This is a genomic window from Amantichitinum ursilacus (assembly GCF_001294205.1).
Lineage (GTDB): Bacteria > Pseudomonadota > Gammaproteobacteria > Burkholderiales > Chitinibacteraceae > Amantichitinum > Amantichitinum ursilacus.
Genome location: NZ_LAQT01000036.1, coordinates 148149 through 163896 on the forward strand (window position 1 = coordinate 148149; position 15748 = coordinate 163896).

The 15748-nt window shown below is 59.9% G+C and carries 17 protein-coding genes; 14 read left to right on the forward strand and 3 right to left on the reverse strand.

Features of this window, described 5'->3' with window-relative positions; genetic code table 11:
• Nucleotides 1–9 precede the first annotated feature (9 nt).
• Nucleotides 10–915 (forward strand): LysR family transcriptional regulator, encoded by a 906-nt coding sequence (locus WG78_RS19870; protein ID WP_083459434.1) that lies wholly within the window; start codon nt 10–12, stop codon nt 913–915.
• Between the two features lie 34 nt (nt 916–949).
• On the opposite strand, the gene WG78_RS19875 is transcribed toward WG78_RS19870, so the two are convergent.
• A complete protein-coding gene (locus tag WG78_RS19875) occupies nt 950–2062 on the reverse strand; it encodes a nickel/cobalt efflux transporter (protein ID WP_053939581.1) in 1113 nt (370 codons plus the stop codon).
• A 119-nt stretch (nt 2063–2181) separates the two neighbouring features.
• Between WG78_RS19875 and WG78_RS19880 the strand changes: the two genes are divergently transcribed.
• The 5 genes from WG78_RS19880 to WG78_RS19900 all read left to right on the forward strand — a co-directional run bounded on the left by WG78_RS19880 (nt 2182) and on the right by WG78_RS19900 (nt 6201).
• Nucleotides 2182–2454, forward strand: a complete 273-nt coding sequence (locus tag WG78_RS19880) for a metal/formaldehyde-sensitive transcriptional repressor (protein ID WP_053939582.1) — start codon at nt 2182–2184, stop codon at nt 2452–2454.
• A 155-nt stretch (nt 2455–2609) separates the two neighbouring features.
• Nucleotides 2610–3311 carry a RibD family protein gene (locus WG78_RS19885; RefSeq protein WP_053939583.1) on the forward strand — a complete coding sequence of 234 codons (702 nt, stop codon included), beginning with the start codon at nt 2610–2612 and terminating at the stop codon, nt 3309–3311.
• 117 nt (nt 3312–3428) lie between these two features.
• A complete protein-coding gene (locus WG78_RS19890) occupies nt 3429–3731 on the forward strand; it encodes a type II toxin-antitoxin system HigB family toxin (RefSeq protein ID WP_053939584.1) in 303 nt (100 codons plus the stop codon).
• Nucleotides 3732–3737: 6 nt separating this feature from the next.
• Nucleotides 3738–4181 carry a helix-turn-helix domain-containing protein gene (locus WG78_RS19895; RefSeq protein ID WP_201782501.1) on the forward strand — a complete coding sequence of 148 codons (444 nt, stop codon included), beginning with the start codon at nt 3738–3740 and terminating at the stop codon, nt 4179–4181.
• A 91-nt stretch (nt 4182–4272) separates the two neighbouring features.
• Nucleotides 4273–6201: a hybrid sensor histidine kinase/response regulator gene (locus WG78_RS19900; protein WP_053939585.1), complete on the forward strand. Its 1929-nt coding sequence runs from the start codon at nt 4273–4275 to the stop codon at nt 6199–6201.
• Here WG78_RS19900 and WG78_RS19905 read toward each other — a convergent pair.
• Together WG78_RS19905 and WG78_RS19910 are read right to left on the reverse strand one after the other, a co-directional pair.
• Nucleotides 6144–6767: a PEP-CTERM sorting domain-containing protein gene (locus WG78_RS19905; protein ID WP_053939586.1), complete on the reverse strand. Its 624-nt coding sequence runs from the start codon at nt 6765–6767 to the stop codon at nt 6144–6146. The genes WG78_RS19900 and WG78_RS19905 overlap by 58 nt on opposite strands.
• Nucleotides 6768–6782: 15 nt before the next feature.
• Nucleotides 6783–7373 carry a PEP-CTERM sorting domain-containing protein gene (locus tag WG78_RS19910; protein ID WP_053939587.1) on the reverse strand — a complete coding sequence of 197 codons (591 nt, stop codon included), beginning with the start codon at nt 7371–7373 and terminating at the stop codon, nt 6783–6785.
• 255 nt (nt 7374–7628) lie between these two features.
• Here WG78_RS19910 and WG78_RS19915 point away from each other — a divergent pair, with 255 nt between their 5' ends.
• The 8 genes from WG78_RS19915 (at nt 7629) to WG78_RS19950 (ending at nt 15744) form a co-directional block, all read left to right on the forward strand.
• On the forward strand, nt 7629–7985 hold the full coding sequence (locus WG78_RS19915; protein WP_053939588.1) for a hypothetical protein: 357 nt from the start codon (nt 7629–7631) through the stop codon (nt 7983–7985).
• A gap of 512 nt (nt 7986–8497) precedes the next feature.
• On the forward strand, nt 8498–9400 hold the full coding sequence (locus WG78_RS19920) for a ribokinase (RefSeq protein WP_053939589.1): 903 nt from the start codon (nt 8498–8500) through the stop codon (nt 9398–9400).
• The gene (rbsD, locus tag WG78_RS19925) at nt 9400–9798 is read left to right on the forward strand and encodes a D-ribose pyranase (RefSeq protein ID WP_053939590.1); all 399 of its coding nucleotides are present in this window, start codon (nt 9400–9402) and stop codon (nt 9796–9798) included. Before WG78_RS19920 ends, rbsD begins: the two co-directional genes overlap by 1 nt.
• 10 nt (nt 9799–9808) lie before the next feature.
• A complete protein-coding gene (locus WG78_RS19930) occupies nt 9809–11338 on the forward strand; it encodes a sugar ABC transporter ATP-binding protein (RefSeq protein WP_053939591.1) in 1530 nt (509 codons plus the stop codon).
• 58 nt (nt 11339–11396) lie between these two features.
• On the forward strand, nt 11397–12335 hold the full coding sequence (locus WG78_RS19935; protein WP_053939592.1) for an ABC transporter permease: 939 nt from the start codon (nt 11397–11399) through the stop codon (nt 12333–12335).
• 92 nt (nt 12336–12427) lie between these two features.
• Nucleotides 12428–13375, forward strand: coding sequence for a ribose ABC transporter substrate-binding protein RbsB (gene rbsB / locus WG78_RS19940; protein WP_053939639.1), 948 nt, complete (start codon nt 12428–12430; stop codon nt 13373–13375).
• 315 nt (nt 13376–13690) lie between these two features.
• Entirely contained in the window at nt 13691–14692 is a 1002-nt protein-coding gene (locus WG78_RS19945) for a substrate-binding domain-containing protein (RefSeq protein ID WP_053939593.1), read from the forward strand.
• 80 nt (nt 14693–14772) lie between these two features.
• Complete coding sequence (locus tag WG78_RS19950) at nt 14773–15744, forward strand: gluconeogenesis factor YvcK family protein (RefSeq protein WP_083459436.1); 972 nt, start codon at nt 14773–14775, stop codon at nt 15742–15744.
• Nucleotides 15745–15748 lie beyond the last annotated feature (4 nt).

The following is a 15748-nucleotide window of genomic DNA, read 5'->3' on the forward strand; positions in this document are numbered from 1 at the left end:
GAGTCACAAATGGATGTAAGCGGACGTTCGGGCGAGATGGAAGTGTTTATCGCCGTGGCAGAGCAGGGCAGCCTGTCGGCGGCGGCGCGGCAACTGGATTTAACGCCGTCGGCCATCAGCCGCATTATCGCGCGCATCGAAACCCGGCTGGGCGCGCGGCTGCTGGTGCGCACCACGCGGCATATTTCGTTAACGGTGGAAGGCGAGACCTATTTGCGCGCGGCCCGGCGCATTCTGGCCGATATCGCCGAAGTGGAAGACGCCATCACCGACCAGGGCGTGCCACGCGGGCGCATTCGCGTCAGCGCGTCGCTAACACACGGCCGCATCGCCATCGTGCCGCTGCTGGGCGAATTTTGCGCGCGCTATCCCAAGGTGGTGGTTGACCTGAGCCTGACCGACCATGTGGTGGATATCCTGGGTGGCCAGGCCGATATCGCGGTGCGCTTTGGCGCGCTGGCCGATAGTCCGCTGTCGGCGCGCAAGCTGGGCGAAACCGGCCATGTGATCGTCGCCGCTCCGGATTATCTGGCGCGCCACGGCACACCCAGAACACCGGAAGACCTGTTTGCGCATAACTGCCTGGGCTTTAATTTCCGTCGCGCCGAAGCAGGTTGGCCCTTCCGGCATGAAGGCCGTGATTTTCGCCTGCGCGTCACCGGCAGCATCGTTGCCAACAGCGGCGAAGCGCTGACGCATCTGGCGCGCCACGGCGTAGGCATTGCGCGCGAAGGCGCGTTTGCGGTGCAGGACGATCTGGCCAGCGGCAAGCTGGTGGCACTGCTGGAGGCATTTAATCCGCAAGATCGCGACGCGTTTCACGCCGTGTTTGTGGGCGGCCCGACCATGCCCGCGCGCGTGCGCGTGTTTGTGGATTTTCTGGTGGAGAAATTTGGCGCGGGGCCGCTGGCCTGAAGCGGGCCAAGCGCTGCGCGGGGGCCGTGTTTTTTTAGAGCAATGCCGCCAGCGCGTGATACGCCAGATACACGCCAACCAACAAAATCAGCACGCCCGACAGCAACGGCGCTTTGCGCGCCAGGTCGCCAAAACCGTGCCAGCGCTTAGCCACGTGATGCACAGAGAGCGCGGCCAGCGTGCCGCTCAACACCATGGTCAGCGCCAGACCAATGCTGAAACACAGCACCAGCGCCGCACCGAGGCTGAATTTTTTGAGCTGCAGACAGAGCAGCAACACCGTAATCGAAGCAGGACACGGCACCAGGCCCCCGGTTAGCCCGAACATCACAATCTGGCCTGTGCTGGCTTGGCCACCCGCAAAGCGACGCCGGATATCGTTGGCGTGGGCGCGTTCATGCGCATCCTGATATTCGCCGCTGGCGGCCTGTGCGGCCTCGTGATCGCTGCTGCCTGCTTCGCCAAAAGCAAGATCGTAATCGTGAGTATGGCCCGCGTGGCCCAATGACAATCGCGCGGTAAACGCATGTGGCAGGGCGATGTGTTCCGTTGATTCCAGATAGCCCATGCGCGACGCAAAACTGAACATGTGCTGGCTGCCATCAGCGCGCGTGGTCTGCAGTTGCACGTCGCGCGACAGCCAGTGATGCCCCATGCGCCCGGCCTGGTATAACCGGAACACCGCGCCATTTGCGGCGGGCGCAATCGCCAGTTTGATGACGCCGTGGCCGGTGTCGATCTGGCGGATGTCATCGCTGGCGGATTGCGCGTTGCGTGCGTTTTCAATCTGGTGCGCCTGCGCCGCTTGTTGCTCACGCCAGGTGCGCCACAACATCCACGCCGCCACCGCGATAATCAGCAGCGCCGAGATCAACTGAAACCACGGTTCGGAAGCCTCGACGTTCCAGTTGCGGCCAAAATACAAACCCGTCAGCGCCACTGCCCACACCACCGCGGTATGCGACAAGGTGGCCGACAAGCCCAGCAACACTGCCTGCCCCACCGTGCCGCGGATCGCCACAATAAACGCCGCCATCATCGTCTTGGAATGCCCCGGCTCCAGCCCATGCAAGGCGCCCAACAGAATGGCGCTGGGGATAAACAGCCATGCGTTACCGTGCTGCAACAGCGTGGAAAAATCGGTCATTGGATTACCAGAAACGGGCGATGGATCGATGGGGCCACATACTACCCCCGAGTATGGGTAGATACTACCCCCTGGTATTTGTGCATGTTACGCTGCGCGATTGCCCGCCGGAGCCGATCATGAGCCACACCATTCAAGACAAACCCAAGCTGATGGCGCGCGTGCGCCGTATTCAGGGCCAGGCCGCAGCGCTGGAAAAACAGCTGCAAAACGAAACCGATTGCGGCGCCATCCTGCAGCAGATTGCCGCCATCCGGGGCGCGGTGAACGGCTTGCTGGGCGCGGTGATTGAAGGGCATATCACGCACCATCTGGTGCTGGAGCCCGATGAGGCGCAACGCCGCGACGATCTGGACGTGGTGCTGCAGGTGATCCGCTCATACGTTAAATAAACCGGCGCGCCCTCCTGGCGGCCAGGACGACAGGCAAATCGGCGGCAGACCGGATGCGCTGTCTATGCCTGCGGGGTTCTCATAACGATTCGAAACTTGTGCTTGATGGCCCCACGCCGTCGACGGTTTGAACCACCCACGAATCTGGAGCAACGATGAAACCCCACGTAATTTGCCACATGATGAGCCCGCTGGATGGACGCCTGCTGGTTGACGAATGGGCGCCCGAAGGCTCGACGCTACAAGAGGCCATGCTGGCCGAATATCAACGCATTCACGACGGCTTTGCCGCCGACGCCTGGCTGGCGGGCACCAAAACCATGACGGAATTTGCCACCGGCAAAGCCGCGCCCGCAGCCAGCGGCGACAGCCAACCCGAACGACCGTGGCACGTGGCGGACCCCGCCGCAAAACGCTACGCCATCGCTATTGACCGCCACGCGAAACTGCATTGGGACACCCCCACCGCCGACAACGCCCACGTGGTGGTAGTGCTGACCGCATCAGTCGCCGACAGCCATCTGGCCGAGCTGACGGCCGCTGGGGTGTCCTATGTGGTGATGCCTGGCAACGACATCGATCTGGCCGAAGTGCTGAACGCGATCGGCGAGAAGCTCGGCATCAAGACCTTGCTGCTGGAAGGCGGCGCGACGGTTAATGGCGCGTTTTTGAAGGCCGGCCTGGTCGACGAAATCAGCCTGCTGCTGTGCCCCGCCATCGACGGCAAGTCCGGCAGCCCGGCCATTTTTGAAGCAGGCGACGAAGGGCTGGGGCAAAAACTGCAACTGAAGCTGGTCTCGGCCAAACCGGGCGCGCATGACACGGTGCATGTGCAGTATCAGGTGGTGGCGCGGTAAATCGTTTGGCGGGCGGCGCGCTGGCTACAACTTGCCAAGTCCGCCGCCCAGACCCCCGGAAGGGTTGCCTTGGTCCCAATTTGGGACTAGAGTCTGTCATCGCACGGTGATGACAATATGAGAATAATTTCCGTAACGCCGCTTCAAACCTTCTGGGCCCGACATCCCCAATCGGAGCACCCGCTGCGCGCCTGGGTTATGGAAACGAAGCGCGCAAGGTGGAAAAGCCCCCAAGACATCAAGGCGCGTTACGGCAGCGCCGATTTTGTCGCTAATAATCGCGTCATTTTCAATATCCACGGCAACCATTACCGCTTGATTGTCGCTGTGGTCTATCGGCTTCAAATCGTCTACGTCAAGTTTGTGGGTACTCATAAAGCGTATGACGATATCGACGCGGCAACAGTTGAACTGGAGTAGCCATTAATGGATATCCGCCCCATCAGAACAGAGGAAGACTATCGCGCGGCATTAAAGATGGTTTCTCCCTACTTTGATAACGAACCTGCACCGGGTTCGGCCGACGAAGATCGCTTTGAAATCCTCGTTACCCTGATTGAAGCTTATGAAGCGCAGCACCACCCGATTGCGCCGCCAGACCCGATCGAGGCCATCAAATTCCGCATGGAGCAACAAGGTTTGACGGCTAAAGATCTCGTTCCGATGATAGGCCGACTTAATCGGGTATATGAGGTACTGTCCCGCGCCAGGCCTCTCACCCTATCAATGATTTACCGGCTGCATACCGATCTTGGCATTCCGCTCGAATCGCTGGTGCAACCCGCCGCCGCAAAGAAAAAAAAGCAAGAAGGCGCCGCTCTGCCATCAGCGGCGAGTGCGCTATTTCTCCCCACATCCGGCACGGTATAACCACCCTGCTACCCCATTGCCAACACCTTCCGGGCCAAAGTAGCAAATCGCGTTAGAATCCCCCTTCACATACAACCCTGTCGGTTTTGCAATGACTACTGCCGCCCTGCTGCCGGACGATAGCGAACGCTATCGCATCCTTGTCGAAGCCGTGACTGACTACGCCATTTATATGCTGGACACCAACGGTTGTGTGGTCAGCTGGAATGCCGGGGCGCGGCGGTTCAAGGGGTATGAGAAGCATCAGATTCTGGGGCAGCATTTTTCCACGTTCTACACGCCCGAAGACCGTGACCGCGGCATGCCGGCGCATGCGCTGAAGACCGCGGCGGCGGTGGGTCGGTTTGAAGGCGAAGGCTGGCGCGTGCGCCAGGATGGCACGCGTTTCTGGGCCAATGCGGTCATCGACCCCATCCGCAATGAGGCGGGTGATCTGATCGGCTATGCCAAGGTCACGCGCGATCTGACCGAGCGCAAGCTGGCCGAAGAAGCCTTGCGCAGCAGCGAGCAGCGCTTTCGTTTGCTGGTGCAAAGCGTGATCGATTACGGCATTTACATGCTCGATATCGACGGCAATGTCACCAACTGGAATGCGGGCGCGGAGCGGATCAAGGGTTATTCCGAAGCCGAAATTCTGGGCAAGCATTTCTCCACCTTTTATACCGATGAAGACCGCGCTGCTGGCGAGCCCGCGCGCGGTTTGCGTCTGGCGCGCGAAGAAGGCCGGTTTGAGAAGGAAGGCTGGCGTGTGCGCAAGGATGGCACGCGCTTTCAGGCGCATGTGGTCATCGACCCGATCCGCGACGACAACGGCGATCTGGTCGGCTATGCCAAGGTAACCCGCGATGTCACCGAGCGCCGTGCCGCGCAAGAAGCGCTGGAGAAAGCGCGCGAAGCCTTGTTCCAGTCACAGAAACTGGAGGCGCTGGGCCAGCTGACCGGCGGGGTGGCGCATGACTTCAACAATCTGCTGATGGTGGTGCTCAGCTGCATGCAGCTGGTGCGCAAACGCGTGGTGGAAGACGCTGGGCTGGTCCGGCTGGTGGACAACGCCATCCACGGCGCGCGGCGCGGTATGGCACTGACCGAACGCATGTTGGCGTTTGCGCGCAAGCAGGATCTGGTGCGCCAACCGGTGGATTTGCCCGCGCTGGTGCGCGAGACCGGCGAGCTGTTGCAACGCGCGGTGGGCAATAAAATCAGCATCGAAACGCGCTTTGCCTTGCAAGTGCATCACGCCATGGCCGATGCCAATCAGCTGGAACTGGCGTTGATGAACCTGGTGACTAATGCGCGCGATGCGATGCTCGACGGCGGCGACATCGTGATTGCGCTGAAGAACCGCAGCGCGGCCGAATCGGTGGCCGCGGGTTTGCCGCCGCAGGAGTTTGTCACGCTGGCCGTCACCGACACGGGCACCGGCATGGACGCCGCCACGCTAAGCAAAGCGCTGGAGCCATTCTTTACTACCAAAGGCCTCGGCAAAGGCACCGGTCTGGGCTTGCCGATGGTGCATGGCGTGGCGCAACAGCTGGGTGGCACGCTTAAATTGCACAGCACCCCGGGCGCGGGGACGACCGCCGAAATCTGGTTGCCGATAGCCCAGGACACGGTGATCCCGGAAGCCATCGCGGCGGTGGAAGCCGCCCTGCCCGCGCACGGGCCTTTAGCCGTGCTGCTGGTGGACGACGACGAGCTGGTGCTGCTGGGCACTAGCGCCATGCTGGAAGATCAGAAACACAGCGTCAGCGCCGTCAGTAGTGGCGCGGCGGCGCTGGCGCTGCTGAACGAAGGCCATGTCTTCGATCTGGTCATTACCGATTACGCGATGCCCGATATGACGGGCCTGCAACTGGCCGAAACCATCGCCGCACGCTGGCCGCGCCTGCCCATCGTGCTGGCCACCGGTTATGCCGAACTGCCGCCCGACGCCATGCCGTTGCAGCGCCTGGGCAAGCCTTATCAGCAAGACGAACTGGCGCGCGTGGTGGCAGGCTGCATCGGGGCGCGCCGGGTCTGACGCGCTCGCCGCAAAACCAAACCGATTGCACCCACGCCCAGCAACGCCCAGGTTTCCGGCTCGGGAACGCCGGTAATGCGAAATGCGTTGGTGTCGTATTGATTCAGATGGCCGGGCCCGTCGCCGCCGATCACAAACCGATCGATCAGCCCGGTAAAGCCGGTATCAAACCAGCGAAACACGCCGTCGGTGATCTGGGGCTGAAACAACACGCTTTCGACCTCTACGCCATTCAAAAAACCGGTCACCGTGATATTGCGAACGGCATACGGGCCGTACGGATCGGTGTCGAGATTCTGAAACGTGGATAGCGTCAGCGCATTCAGCACAAACGGCCCGCGCTGAGAAGTAACCGGGATTGACCAGCCGTTATACCAGGTGCCGCTGGTGGCGCCGTCGCCAGGATTAAAGCGCGAGAACGCAAAGCCTTGGTACACATAATCCCAGGTCGCCGTGGCCGGACCCGGGTTGTGGTAATTGTCCAGCGAGATGATTTCGGCCTGCGCCAGCGCGGCGCCAAGCACCATCACGCTGGCCAGCAGGCTGGATTTGAGATGATGTGACATGCTGTGCCCTCCTGCCTAACTGACTGTATGGGCACGGACTTTGCGACCGTGCCGCGCCGCCAACGCCACTGCGCCCACGCCCAGCAACGCCCAGGTTTCGGGTTCGGGGATCGGCGAAATATCCAGCGCGTTCAGCGTATAGGTCTGCAGCAAATCCTGGCCATCGCCCACCAGCGAAATCCGGTCAACCAGCCAGTTGATATTGGCGCTGTACCAGCGGTAAACGCCGTCGGTTTGCGCCAGATGAAACGCCGTCGTACCCACCGCCTGATTGCCCAGATAGCCGGTCAGGGTGACGTCGGTAATGGCATAAGGCCCGGACGGATTGGTCTCGAAGTTCTGGAACGTGGCCAGCGCCACGGCGTTGATCTCAAACACGCCGCGATGCGAAACGATATTGATGGTGTAGTCGCTGTAATAGTCCGCGCTGGCGTAACCGGTGCCGGAGTTATACGGCGAAAATCCAAGGCCTTCATACAGATATTCCGGGCCGCCAAACGGACCGGGATTGTTGTAATGGTCTAGCGACAGCACGCCGGCTTGGGCCGCAGCGGCACTTATACCCAGCAGAGTCGTTAACAAAGTGCGTTTCAAGGTGTTCTTCATGGCGCATTCCTTCCAGCGATGAATCGAAGGACCGTCCCGGACGGAACGGCAGTGCGCGGGGTGATTGTTGTGGTTTGCCGCTAGCGTAGGCCTCTGGCGCTTTCATTAGAATGACAAACTACGATACATACGATGAAAGGCAGGCGGTCAGATCGACGGCGTGATGGGTTGCTTGCAATCAAAAACCCGGGTGGTCTATACCTTGATGCAGCGCCGCAGAGCGCCCTTGATCATCGCTTGAGGACGGAATGTCTTATGTTGGCGCCACTGCTTTCCGACCATATTCTTTCTGACATTGTGTTGCCGATTGCCATTTCGGGTAGCTTGGGCGGTCTGTTTGTGTACGTCGCGTTTTGCTCATGGGCGCACGGCATTCTCAGTGAAAACTATCCCGCTTTGCTGGGTGTTTCTTCGGGCGCGATGTCGTCAAATCTGGGCCAGGGTATCCGCGAGTTTTACGAAGTGCCGCCCGCATTGCGCTCCCGCGAAATCTGGCGCATCGCCAATCCGCTGCATAAGTGGTTTTTTGTTGCCACGCGAGTGGTGGGATGGCTGTGGACCCTAAGCCTGGTGTTGATGGTGCTGGATCTGGTGCTGATGCCTAAGCATTGAATTGCATAGGGTGGGTCTGGACCCACCCATCAAAGCCGTGTACTCAAGCCCCGTTTTCTGATTCGCCACTTTGCATGGTGGGTCTGGGCCCACTCACCAAAGCCGTTTACTCAAGCATCAGTCTCCTAATTCGCCACTTTACATGGTGGGTCTAGACCCACCCTATAGACGTAGAAATTTTACTACCTGATTTATTGATTAAATCTTGTAGTAAAATTCCAAATAGTCGCCTGCAGTTACATGAATGCCGAAAGCTAAGCGCTCAAGCAGACGAGCGGCAGCCCTGCCGAGGTTAAAATCGTCGGACTCATCAAGCCATTGAATTAAATAGATAGTCCGGCCTATATCGGGCAGTGGTCGCTCGCCTTGATCGACCCCTTTTGCCTATTTGCCGTAAGCAAATCCCCGTAGCCCCCTTCCCAGCCACTACATGCCAATGCTATAAATGCCGCCAATTGCTGATTACGTTTTAGCTAACGCTCAGCAGCACGATCAGTTAGCCGGAGAAGTGTATGGCCAAGGTGTTGGTGGTAGGCAGTATCAATATGGATCTGGTGGTGCAGACCACCACGTTTCCGCGGTTGGGCGAGACCCTGTTCGGGCAGACATTTGCCACTTTCCCCGGTGGCAAAGGCGCCAACCAGGCGGTGGCCGCAGCGCGGCTGGGTGCGCAGGTCAGCATGCTGGGCTGTGTCGGTCGCGATGCATTTGGCGCGCAACTGAAAGCTGGCCTGGCAGCGGAAGGCATCGATACGCAGTGGGTATTCGAGCGCGATGTGGCCAGCGGCGTTGCCGCCATCACGGTCACCGGCGGCGATAACGCGATTGTGGTGGTGCCGGGCGCCAACTATGCCCTGACCACGGATGATCTGGACGCCGCCGAAGCCGCCTTTGTGGCCGCCGATGTGATTCTGGCGCAACTGGAAATTCCGCTGCCCGTGGTGCAACACGCTGCGGCGCTTGCATTGCGCCATGGCAAAACCTTCTTCCTCAATCCGGCGCCGGCCACCGTGCTGCCGCAATCATTGATTGGCGCAGCTACCCTGCTCACCCCCAATGAATTTGAACTGGCCGCCGCACTGGGCGCGCCTGATAGCGATTGGTCCACTTTGCTGCCGCGTCTGCCGGGCAAGCTGGTGATGACTCATGGCAAGCATGGCGCTTATTACGCCGACCACGCGGGCAAGGCGGTGCATCAACCGGGCTTTCCGGTGACGGCGGTCGACAGCACGGGCGCGGGCGACACCTTTAATGGCGCGCTGGCGGCGTTCTGGCATCTGGGCGTCAGCGACGCGGTGCGACATGCCAATGCGGCGGGCGCATTGTCGGTGACCAAGGCAGGCGCGCAAAGCGGCATGCCCAAGCTGGCCGAATTGAACGCCTTTTTGTCCAGCCAAACCCAAGGTCAAAAATAATGAAAAAACTGGGACATTTAAATCGCGATATCGCGCGTGTATTGGCCAGCATGGGCCACACCGACAGCATCGTGATTGCCGATTGCGGTTTGCCCATTCCGCCCGGTGTGGAATGCATTGATGTGTCTTTGCAATTGGGCACGCCGGATTTCTTTGCGGTGCTGGATTCGGTCATGGGTGATTTCAAAACCGAACGCGCCGTTTTCGCCAGCGAATGCCTGACCGCCAATGCGCCGGTGGCTGCGCGCGCCAGCCAGTTTGCCGCGCAAGGCGTGGCCGTTGATTACGTGACCCACGAAGAATTCAAGCAACGTTGCCGCAATGCGCACGCCATTATCCGTACCGGCGAATGCAGTCCGTACGCCAATGTAATCCTGCATTCCGGCGTGATTTTTTAAGGATCGCGTCATGCATGTTTCTTTACGCGGTATCAGCAAATCGTTCGGGCCAGTGCATGTATTGCAGGACGTTGATTTCAATATCCTTGGCGGCGAAATCCACGCATTGATGGGTGAAAACGGCGCGGGCAAATCCACGCTGATGAAAATCCTCAGCGGCGTCTATCGCGCGGACAAAGGCGAGATTGTGATCGATGGCCAGGCCACGCCGATTACATCGACGCAAGACGCCGAGCGCCTGGGCATTGCCATCATCCATCAAGAGCTGAATCTGATTCCGCAATTGTCGGTGATGGAAAACCTGTTTCTGGGCCGCGAGCCACGCCGTTTTGGCGTGATTGACAGCAAGGCCATGCGCACCGCCGCCCGCACCTATCTGCAAGCGCTGGGCGCAGACCGTATCGACCCCGAAGCCGAAGCGGGCCTGTTGTCGATTGGCCAGCAGCAAATGGTGGAGATCGCCAAAGCGCTGGCGCTCAACGCCAAAGTGCTGGTGATGGATGAGCCCACCGCAGCGCTCACCGACCGCGAGATCGAAACGCTGTTCGGCATCATGCAGCAGCTTAAAGCGCAAGGCGTGGCCATCGTTTACGTATCGCATCGCATGGAAGAAATCTTCCGCATTTGCGACAAGATCAGCGTGTTGCGCGACGGCCATTTTGTGGGCGAGCGTGTGATTGCGCAGACCAGTTTTGATGAAGTGGTCAAGCTGATGGTGGGGCGCGAACTGGGCGACCGGTTTCCCAAGCGCGATGCAACGCCGGGCGCGGTGCGGCTGGTGGTTAAAGACCTGGCCGACGCGGGCAACATCAGCAAGATCAATTTTGAAGTGCGCGCCGGCGAAGTGCTGGGCGTGGCCGGTTTGATGGGCGCGGGCCGTAGCGAAATCCTCAAAACCTTGTTTGGCATTAACCCACGCACGGCCGGCACGGTAACGCTCGACGGCCAACCGCTGCACATCCGCGATGCGGTTGCCGCCATCGCGCACGGCCTGGCGTTTGTGACCGAAGACCGTAAAGGCCAGGGCCTGGTGCTGGGGATGTCGGTGCGCGAAAACGCGACGCTGGTGCACCTTAACCGTTACGCGCATCTGGGCGTGGTCAGCAGCAAGGCCGAGACCACGGCGGTGGCCAAACTGATCGAACAATTGCGCATCCGCACCCGCGATGCCGAGCTCGACGTCAAATCGTTGTCTGGCGGCAATCAGCAAAAAGTGGTGTTCGCCAAATGGCTGGCGTTGCCACCCAAGGTGCTGCTGCTGGATGAGCCCACGCGTGGCGTAGACGTCGGCGGCAAAGCCGAGATCTATCACATCATCAATCAACTGGCCGCGGCGGGGGTCGCCATTGTGATGGTGTCGTCCGAATTGCCCGAAGTGCTGGCGATGAGCGACCGCATTCTGGTGATGCATCAGGGCCATCAGGCCGGCATTTTTGATGCCAAAGACGCAACGCAAGAAACCATCATGACCGCCGCCACTGGCGGCCAGACCGCGGCATTTACTGCGGATGCGCCACCTGTGGAAAACGTCACCGCATAAAACGCAAACCTTTGTTTGTACTAACCCATTCGTACTGAACACAAGAACAGGCAACGCCATGACTCCTCAACAAAAAGCCACGCTGCAAAAGCTCGGCCCGTTTATTGCACTGCTGCTGGTGGCCACCGGTCTGGCCATCATGAGCCCCGATTTTTTAACCGTGGGCAATTTGCTGACGGTGATGCGCCAGGTGTCGATCAACGCGCTGATTGCGTTTGGCATGACGCTGGTGATATTGCTGGGCGGTATCGATTTGTCGGTCGGCTCTATCCTCGGCTTGTCCGCCATATCCAGCGCCAGCTTGATGGCAGCGGGCTTTAATCCGGTGTTTGCGACTGCCGCCGGTGTGGTCGCTGGTGCGGCCATGGGCCTGTTTAACGGTCTGGTCATCAGCAAAGGCAAAGTGGCGCCGTTTATTGCCACGCTGGCCACCATGACCGTGTTGCGCGGCCTGTGCATGGTGTTCTCGCACGGCAGCCCCATCGCCGGCTTTAGCAGCGACTTTTTCAGCATGCTGGGCGGCGGCTATGTGGCTGGACTGATCCCGGTGCCGGTGGTGGGCATGTTGGTGATGTTTGCCGTGTTCTGGTTTGTGCTCAAAAAGACGGTGTTTGGCCGTCACGTTTACGCGGTGGGCGGCAACGAGGAATCGGCCAGGCTGTCTGGCGTTAAAGTCGATCGCATCAAGCTGTGGGTGTACACGCTGTCGGGCGCGATGTCGGCGCTGGCGGGCGTGGTGCTGACTTCGCGGCTTAACTCGGCGCAACCCAATGCGGGCGCGGGTTATGAGCTGGACGCCATCGCGGCGGTGGTGCTGGGCGGCACCAGCCTGACCGGTGGCCGTGGCTGGATTTTTGGCACGCTGGTCGGCGCTTTGCTGATCGGTGTGTTGAACAACGGCTTGAATCTGCTGGAGGTATCGTCGTTCTACCAGCAGGTGATCAAGGGCGCGGTCATTCTGCTGGCCGTGCTGATCGACCGAGGCAATAAAAAGTAATCCCGTAAAGGCGCGCCAGCCGGTTCCCCATGACGGGCTGGCGCGCCGGTATGACTCTTCTAAAAAACACACGTATGACCAGGAGTTCGATGATGAAACGCATTATTTCCCCGCTGCTGGCCGGCTTGCTGTCGGTGGGCTTGATCGCATGTTCCAAACAAGGTCCGGATAGCGCCCCGGCCGAAGCCAGCGCACCGGCTTCTGCCGCCGCCGCAGCACCGGCGGGCGCGGCCACCGTAGGCCTGGCCATTTCGACACTGAACAATCCGTTCTTTGTTTCGCTGAAAAACGGCGCTGAAGCCGAAGCCAAAAAAGAAGGCATCACGCTGATTACCGTGGATGCGCAGGATGACCCGGCCAAGCAACAGGCCAGCGTGGAAGATCTGATCCAGAAAAAAGTCAGCGTCATCCTGATCAACCCGACCGATTCGGCCGCCGTGGCGCCAGTGGTGAAAGAAGCCACCGATAAGGGCATCAAGGTGATCTCGCTGGACCGTAGCGTAACCGGTGCGGAAGTCAGCGCGCATATCGCTTCGGACAACGTGGCCGGTGGCAAGATGGCGGCGGAGTTCCTGCTGGAAAAAATCGGCGGCAAAGGCAATGTGGTGGAGCTGGAAGGCATTGCGGGTTCGTCCGCCGCGCGTGAACGCGGTCAGGGCTTTCATAGCGTGATCGACGGCAAGGCCGATGTGAAACTGGCCGCGCGCCAACCGGCTGACTTTGATCGCGCCAAGGGCCTGTCGGTGATGGAAAACATTATCCAGGGCAACAAGCATATCGACGGCGTGTTTGCGCACAACGACGAAATGGCGTTGGGCGCGGTTAAAGCGCTGCAAGCCGCTGGCCTGAAGAAAGTGGTCGTGGTGGGTTTTGACGCCACCGCCGATGCTGTCGCCGCCGTCAAAGCGGGCGATCTTGCGGCAACCGTACAACAACAACCTGAATTGATCGGCCAATCTGGCGTGCAAGCTGCGAAGAAGTTGATTGATGGTCAGACCGTTGATAAATTCATCCCCGTACCGCTGAATCTGATCAAGTAAGTGTGACTGGATCAGCCTGGCGCCGTTGACGCACCGACTGCCAAAACGAGCCTTAGGCCCTCGCGATGATCGCGGGGGCTTTTTTCTAGGCAACAAGAAATGAATACGCCATAGGGTGGGTCTTGACCCACCACCCAAAGCCGTAACCAGCATCGCAGCGTTCTGTTCATCCACTTTGAAGGGTGGGTCTGGTCCCACCACTCAAAGGCCTAAGTCCGTACGCAGCGTTCTGCTCATACACTTTGAATGGTGGGTCATGACCCACCCTATGCGGCGTAGCCTTCAGAAATCGTATTGACCCCAACAGGCGTAAACGTGTCCAGCTTTGCAAGACTGACCATCGACGATATCGCGCGCCTGGCGCAGGTGTCGCGCACGACCGCCAGCATGGTGCTGAATGGCTATGCCGAGCGCTATCGCATTTCCAAAGCCACGGTGGAGCGCGTGCTCAAAGTGGCGGAGGAACATCATTTCAGCCCCAGCCAGTCGGCACGCGCCTTGCGCTCGCGCCGCAGCAACACCATCGGCCTGGTGATTCCCGATCTGACCAACTCGGCGCATTCGGCGCTGGCGCAAGCGCTGGAATCGCTGTGCCGCGCTGATGGCTATCAGATGGTGATGGTCACCAGCGACGAAGACCCGCAGCGCGAAACCGATGGCATTGCGCATCTGGTGGCGCGGCAGGTGGATGGCGTGGTGGTGGTGCCGTGTACGGCGGACGCATCCCGTTATCAGAAATGGACGCAGCGTTTGCCCTTCGTGTTTGTCGATCGCCGCATTGAAGACTCCGACATTCCCTCTGTGGTTAGCGATGCCACAGCCACAGTGGCGCAACTGGTGGAACGCGCCATCGAGCAAGGCGCTAGCGAAATCGTCTATTTCGGCGGCCAGCCCGCGTTGTCGGCCAGCCGTGATCGTCTGGCCGGCTATCGCAGCGCCCTCTCCCGCCACGGCATGACCGAACAGCCCGACTGGGTATTCGAACGTGATTTCCAGCGCGATTCGGGCTACGCGCTGATGCGCGACTGGGTGGCGCAGCACCAGCGCTATCCGCAAGCGTTATTTACCGCCTCGATTACGCTACTGGAAGGCGTGCTGGCGTTTATCAACGACAATGCCGCCATGACCGGCGCGCCAGCGCGCCTGATGACCTTCGATGATCATCGGCTGCTGGATTGTCTGCCCGTGCGCATCGATGCCATCGTGCAAGACAGTCAGGCGCTGGCCCAGCAAAGCCTGGATGCGGTGATGGCGCTGCTGCAGGGCCAGACGCCCGAATCGCGGCGCGTGCCTGCGCATATTCATCAGCGGACCTGATCTGGCGCAAAAACCGGCGTTGGCAGAATTATGCGAGCGGTTTACGCTACGCAGCTCTGGCCCCCAGTTACAGGAAACCCATGAATCTGCAATATCCCAAAGTGGTCGCACTGGGTGGCGGCACCGGATTATCGGCGCTGCTGCGTGGCCTTAAGCGGTTTCCGGTGGATATCACCGCGATTGTGACGGTGGCCGATGACGGCGGCAGTTCCGGAATTCTGCATCGCGAATTACGGGTGCCCCCGCCTGGCGACATCCGCAACGTATTGGTGGCGCTAAGCGAAGCCGAAGGCATTTTTAATGACTTGCTGCAATTTCGCTTCAAGTCAGTGGAAGGCGGCCATTATCTGGATGGCCATTCGATGGGCAATCTGCTGCTGACGGCGATGTTCTCGCTGACGCACGGCAACTTTGTCAAAGCCGTCGAGAACATGGGCGTGGTGCTTAACATCAAAGGCCGCGTCTATCCGGTCTGCCCCAACGCTACCGTATTGCACGCCGAACTGGCCGATGGCCGCATCGTGCATGGCGAATCGAAACTGGCCTCGCATGGTTCGGCCATCAAGCGGGTGTTTTTTGATTCGGATGTGCGCGCCGAGCCGTTGGCGATCAAAGCCATTGAAGACGCCGACGTCATCGTGATGGGCCCAGGCAGCCTGTATACCAGCGTGCTGCCCAATCTATTGCTGCCCGAGATTGCCGCCGCCATCAACGCCAACGACCACGCCGATCGCATCTATGTGTGCAATCTGATGACTGAAGCGGGTGAATCCGACCATCTGAGTGCAGCGGGGCACGTGCAAGCCATCCTCGACCACGGCATTACGCGCGTGGACAAGGTGATCATCAATGATGAGCACATTCCGGACGAGGTGGTGGCGCGCTACGCCGCCGAGAATGCCGAGCCGGTGATCAACGATTACGCGGCGCTGGATGCGCTGGGGGTGGAGGTGATCCGCACCCGCATCGCCAGCCTCGCCGACGGCGTGGTGCGGCACGACTCGATCAAAACCGCCGCCAGCGTGTACGCGATCGCGCTGGAAAAGGTCTGACCCC

Coding starts and splice junctions, on each gene's coding strand:
- WG78_RS19870 (WP_083459434.1), top strand. CDS start 10: ATGGATGTAAGCGGACGTTCGGGCGAGATGGAAGTGTTTATCGCCGTG.
- WG78_RS19875 (WP_053939581.1), bottom strand. CDS start 2,062: ATGACCGATTTTTCCACGCTGTTGCAGCACGGTAACGCATGGCTGTTT.
- WG78_RS19880 (WP_053939582.1), top strand. CDS start 2,182: ATGAGCCACACCATTCAAGACAAACCCAAGCTGATGGCGCGCGTGCGC.
- WG78_RS19885 (WP_053939583.1), top strand. CDS start 2,610: ATGAAACCCCACGTAATTTGCCACATGATGAGCCCGCTGGATGGACGC.
- WG78_RS19890 (WP_053939584.1), top strand. CDS start 3,429: ATGAGAATAATTTCCGTAACGCCGCTTCAAACCTTCTGGGCCCGACAT.
- WG78_RS19895 (WP_201782501.1), top strand. CDS start 3,738: ATGGATATCCGCCCCATCAGAACAGAGGAAGACTATCGCGCGGCATTA.
- WG78_RS19900 (WP_053939585.1), top strand. CDS start 4,273: ATGACTACTGCCGCCCTGCTGCCGGACGATAGCGAACGCTATCGCATC.
- WG78_RS19905 (WP_053939586.1), bottom strand. CDS start 6,767: ATGTCACATCATCTCAAATCCAGCCTGCTGGCCAGCGTGATGGTGCTT.
- WG78_RS19910 (WP_053939587.1), bottom strand. CDS start 7,373: ATGAAGAACACCTTGAAACGCACTTTGTTAACGACTCTGCTGGGTATA.
- WG78_RS19915 (WP_053939588.1), top strand. CDS start 7,629: ATGTTGGCGCCACTGCTTTCCGACCATATTCTTTCTGACATTGTGTTG.
- WG78_RS19920 (WP_053939589.1), top strand. CDS start 8,498: ATGGCCAAGGTGTTGGTGGTAGGCAGTATCAATATGGATCTGGTGGTG.
- rbsD (WP_053939590.1), top strand. CDS start 9,400: ATGAAAAAACTGGGACATTTAAATCGCGATATCGCGCGTGTATTGGCC.
- WG78_RS19930 (WP_053939591.1), top strand. CDS start 9,809: ATGCATGTTTCTTTACGCGGTATCAGCAAATCGTTCGGGCCAGTGCAT.
- WG78_RS19935 (WP_053939592.1), top strand. CDS start 11,397: ATGACTCCTCAACAAAAAGCCACGCTGCAAAAGCTCGGCCCGTTTATT.
- rbsB (WP_053939639.1), top strand. CDS start 12,428: ATGAAACGCATTATTTCCCCGCTGCTGGCCGGCTTGCTGTCGGTGGGC.
- WG78_RS19950 (WP_083459436.1), top strand. CDS start 14,773: ATGAATCTGCAATATCCCAAAGTGGTCGCACTGGGTGGCGGCACCGGA.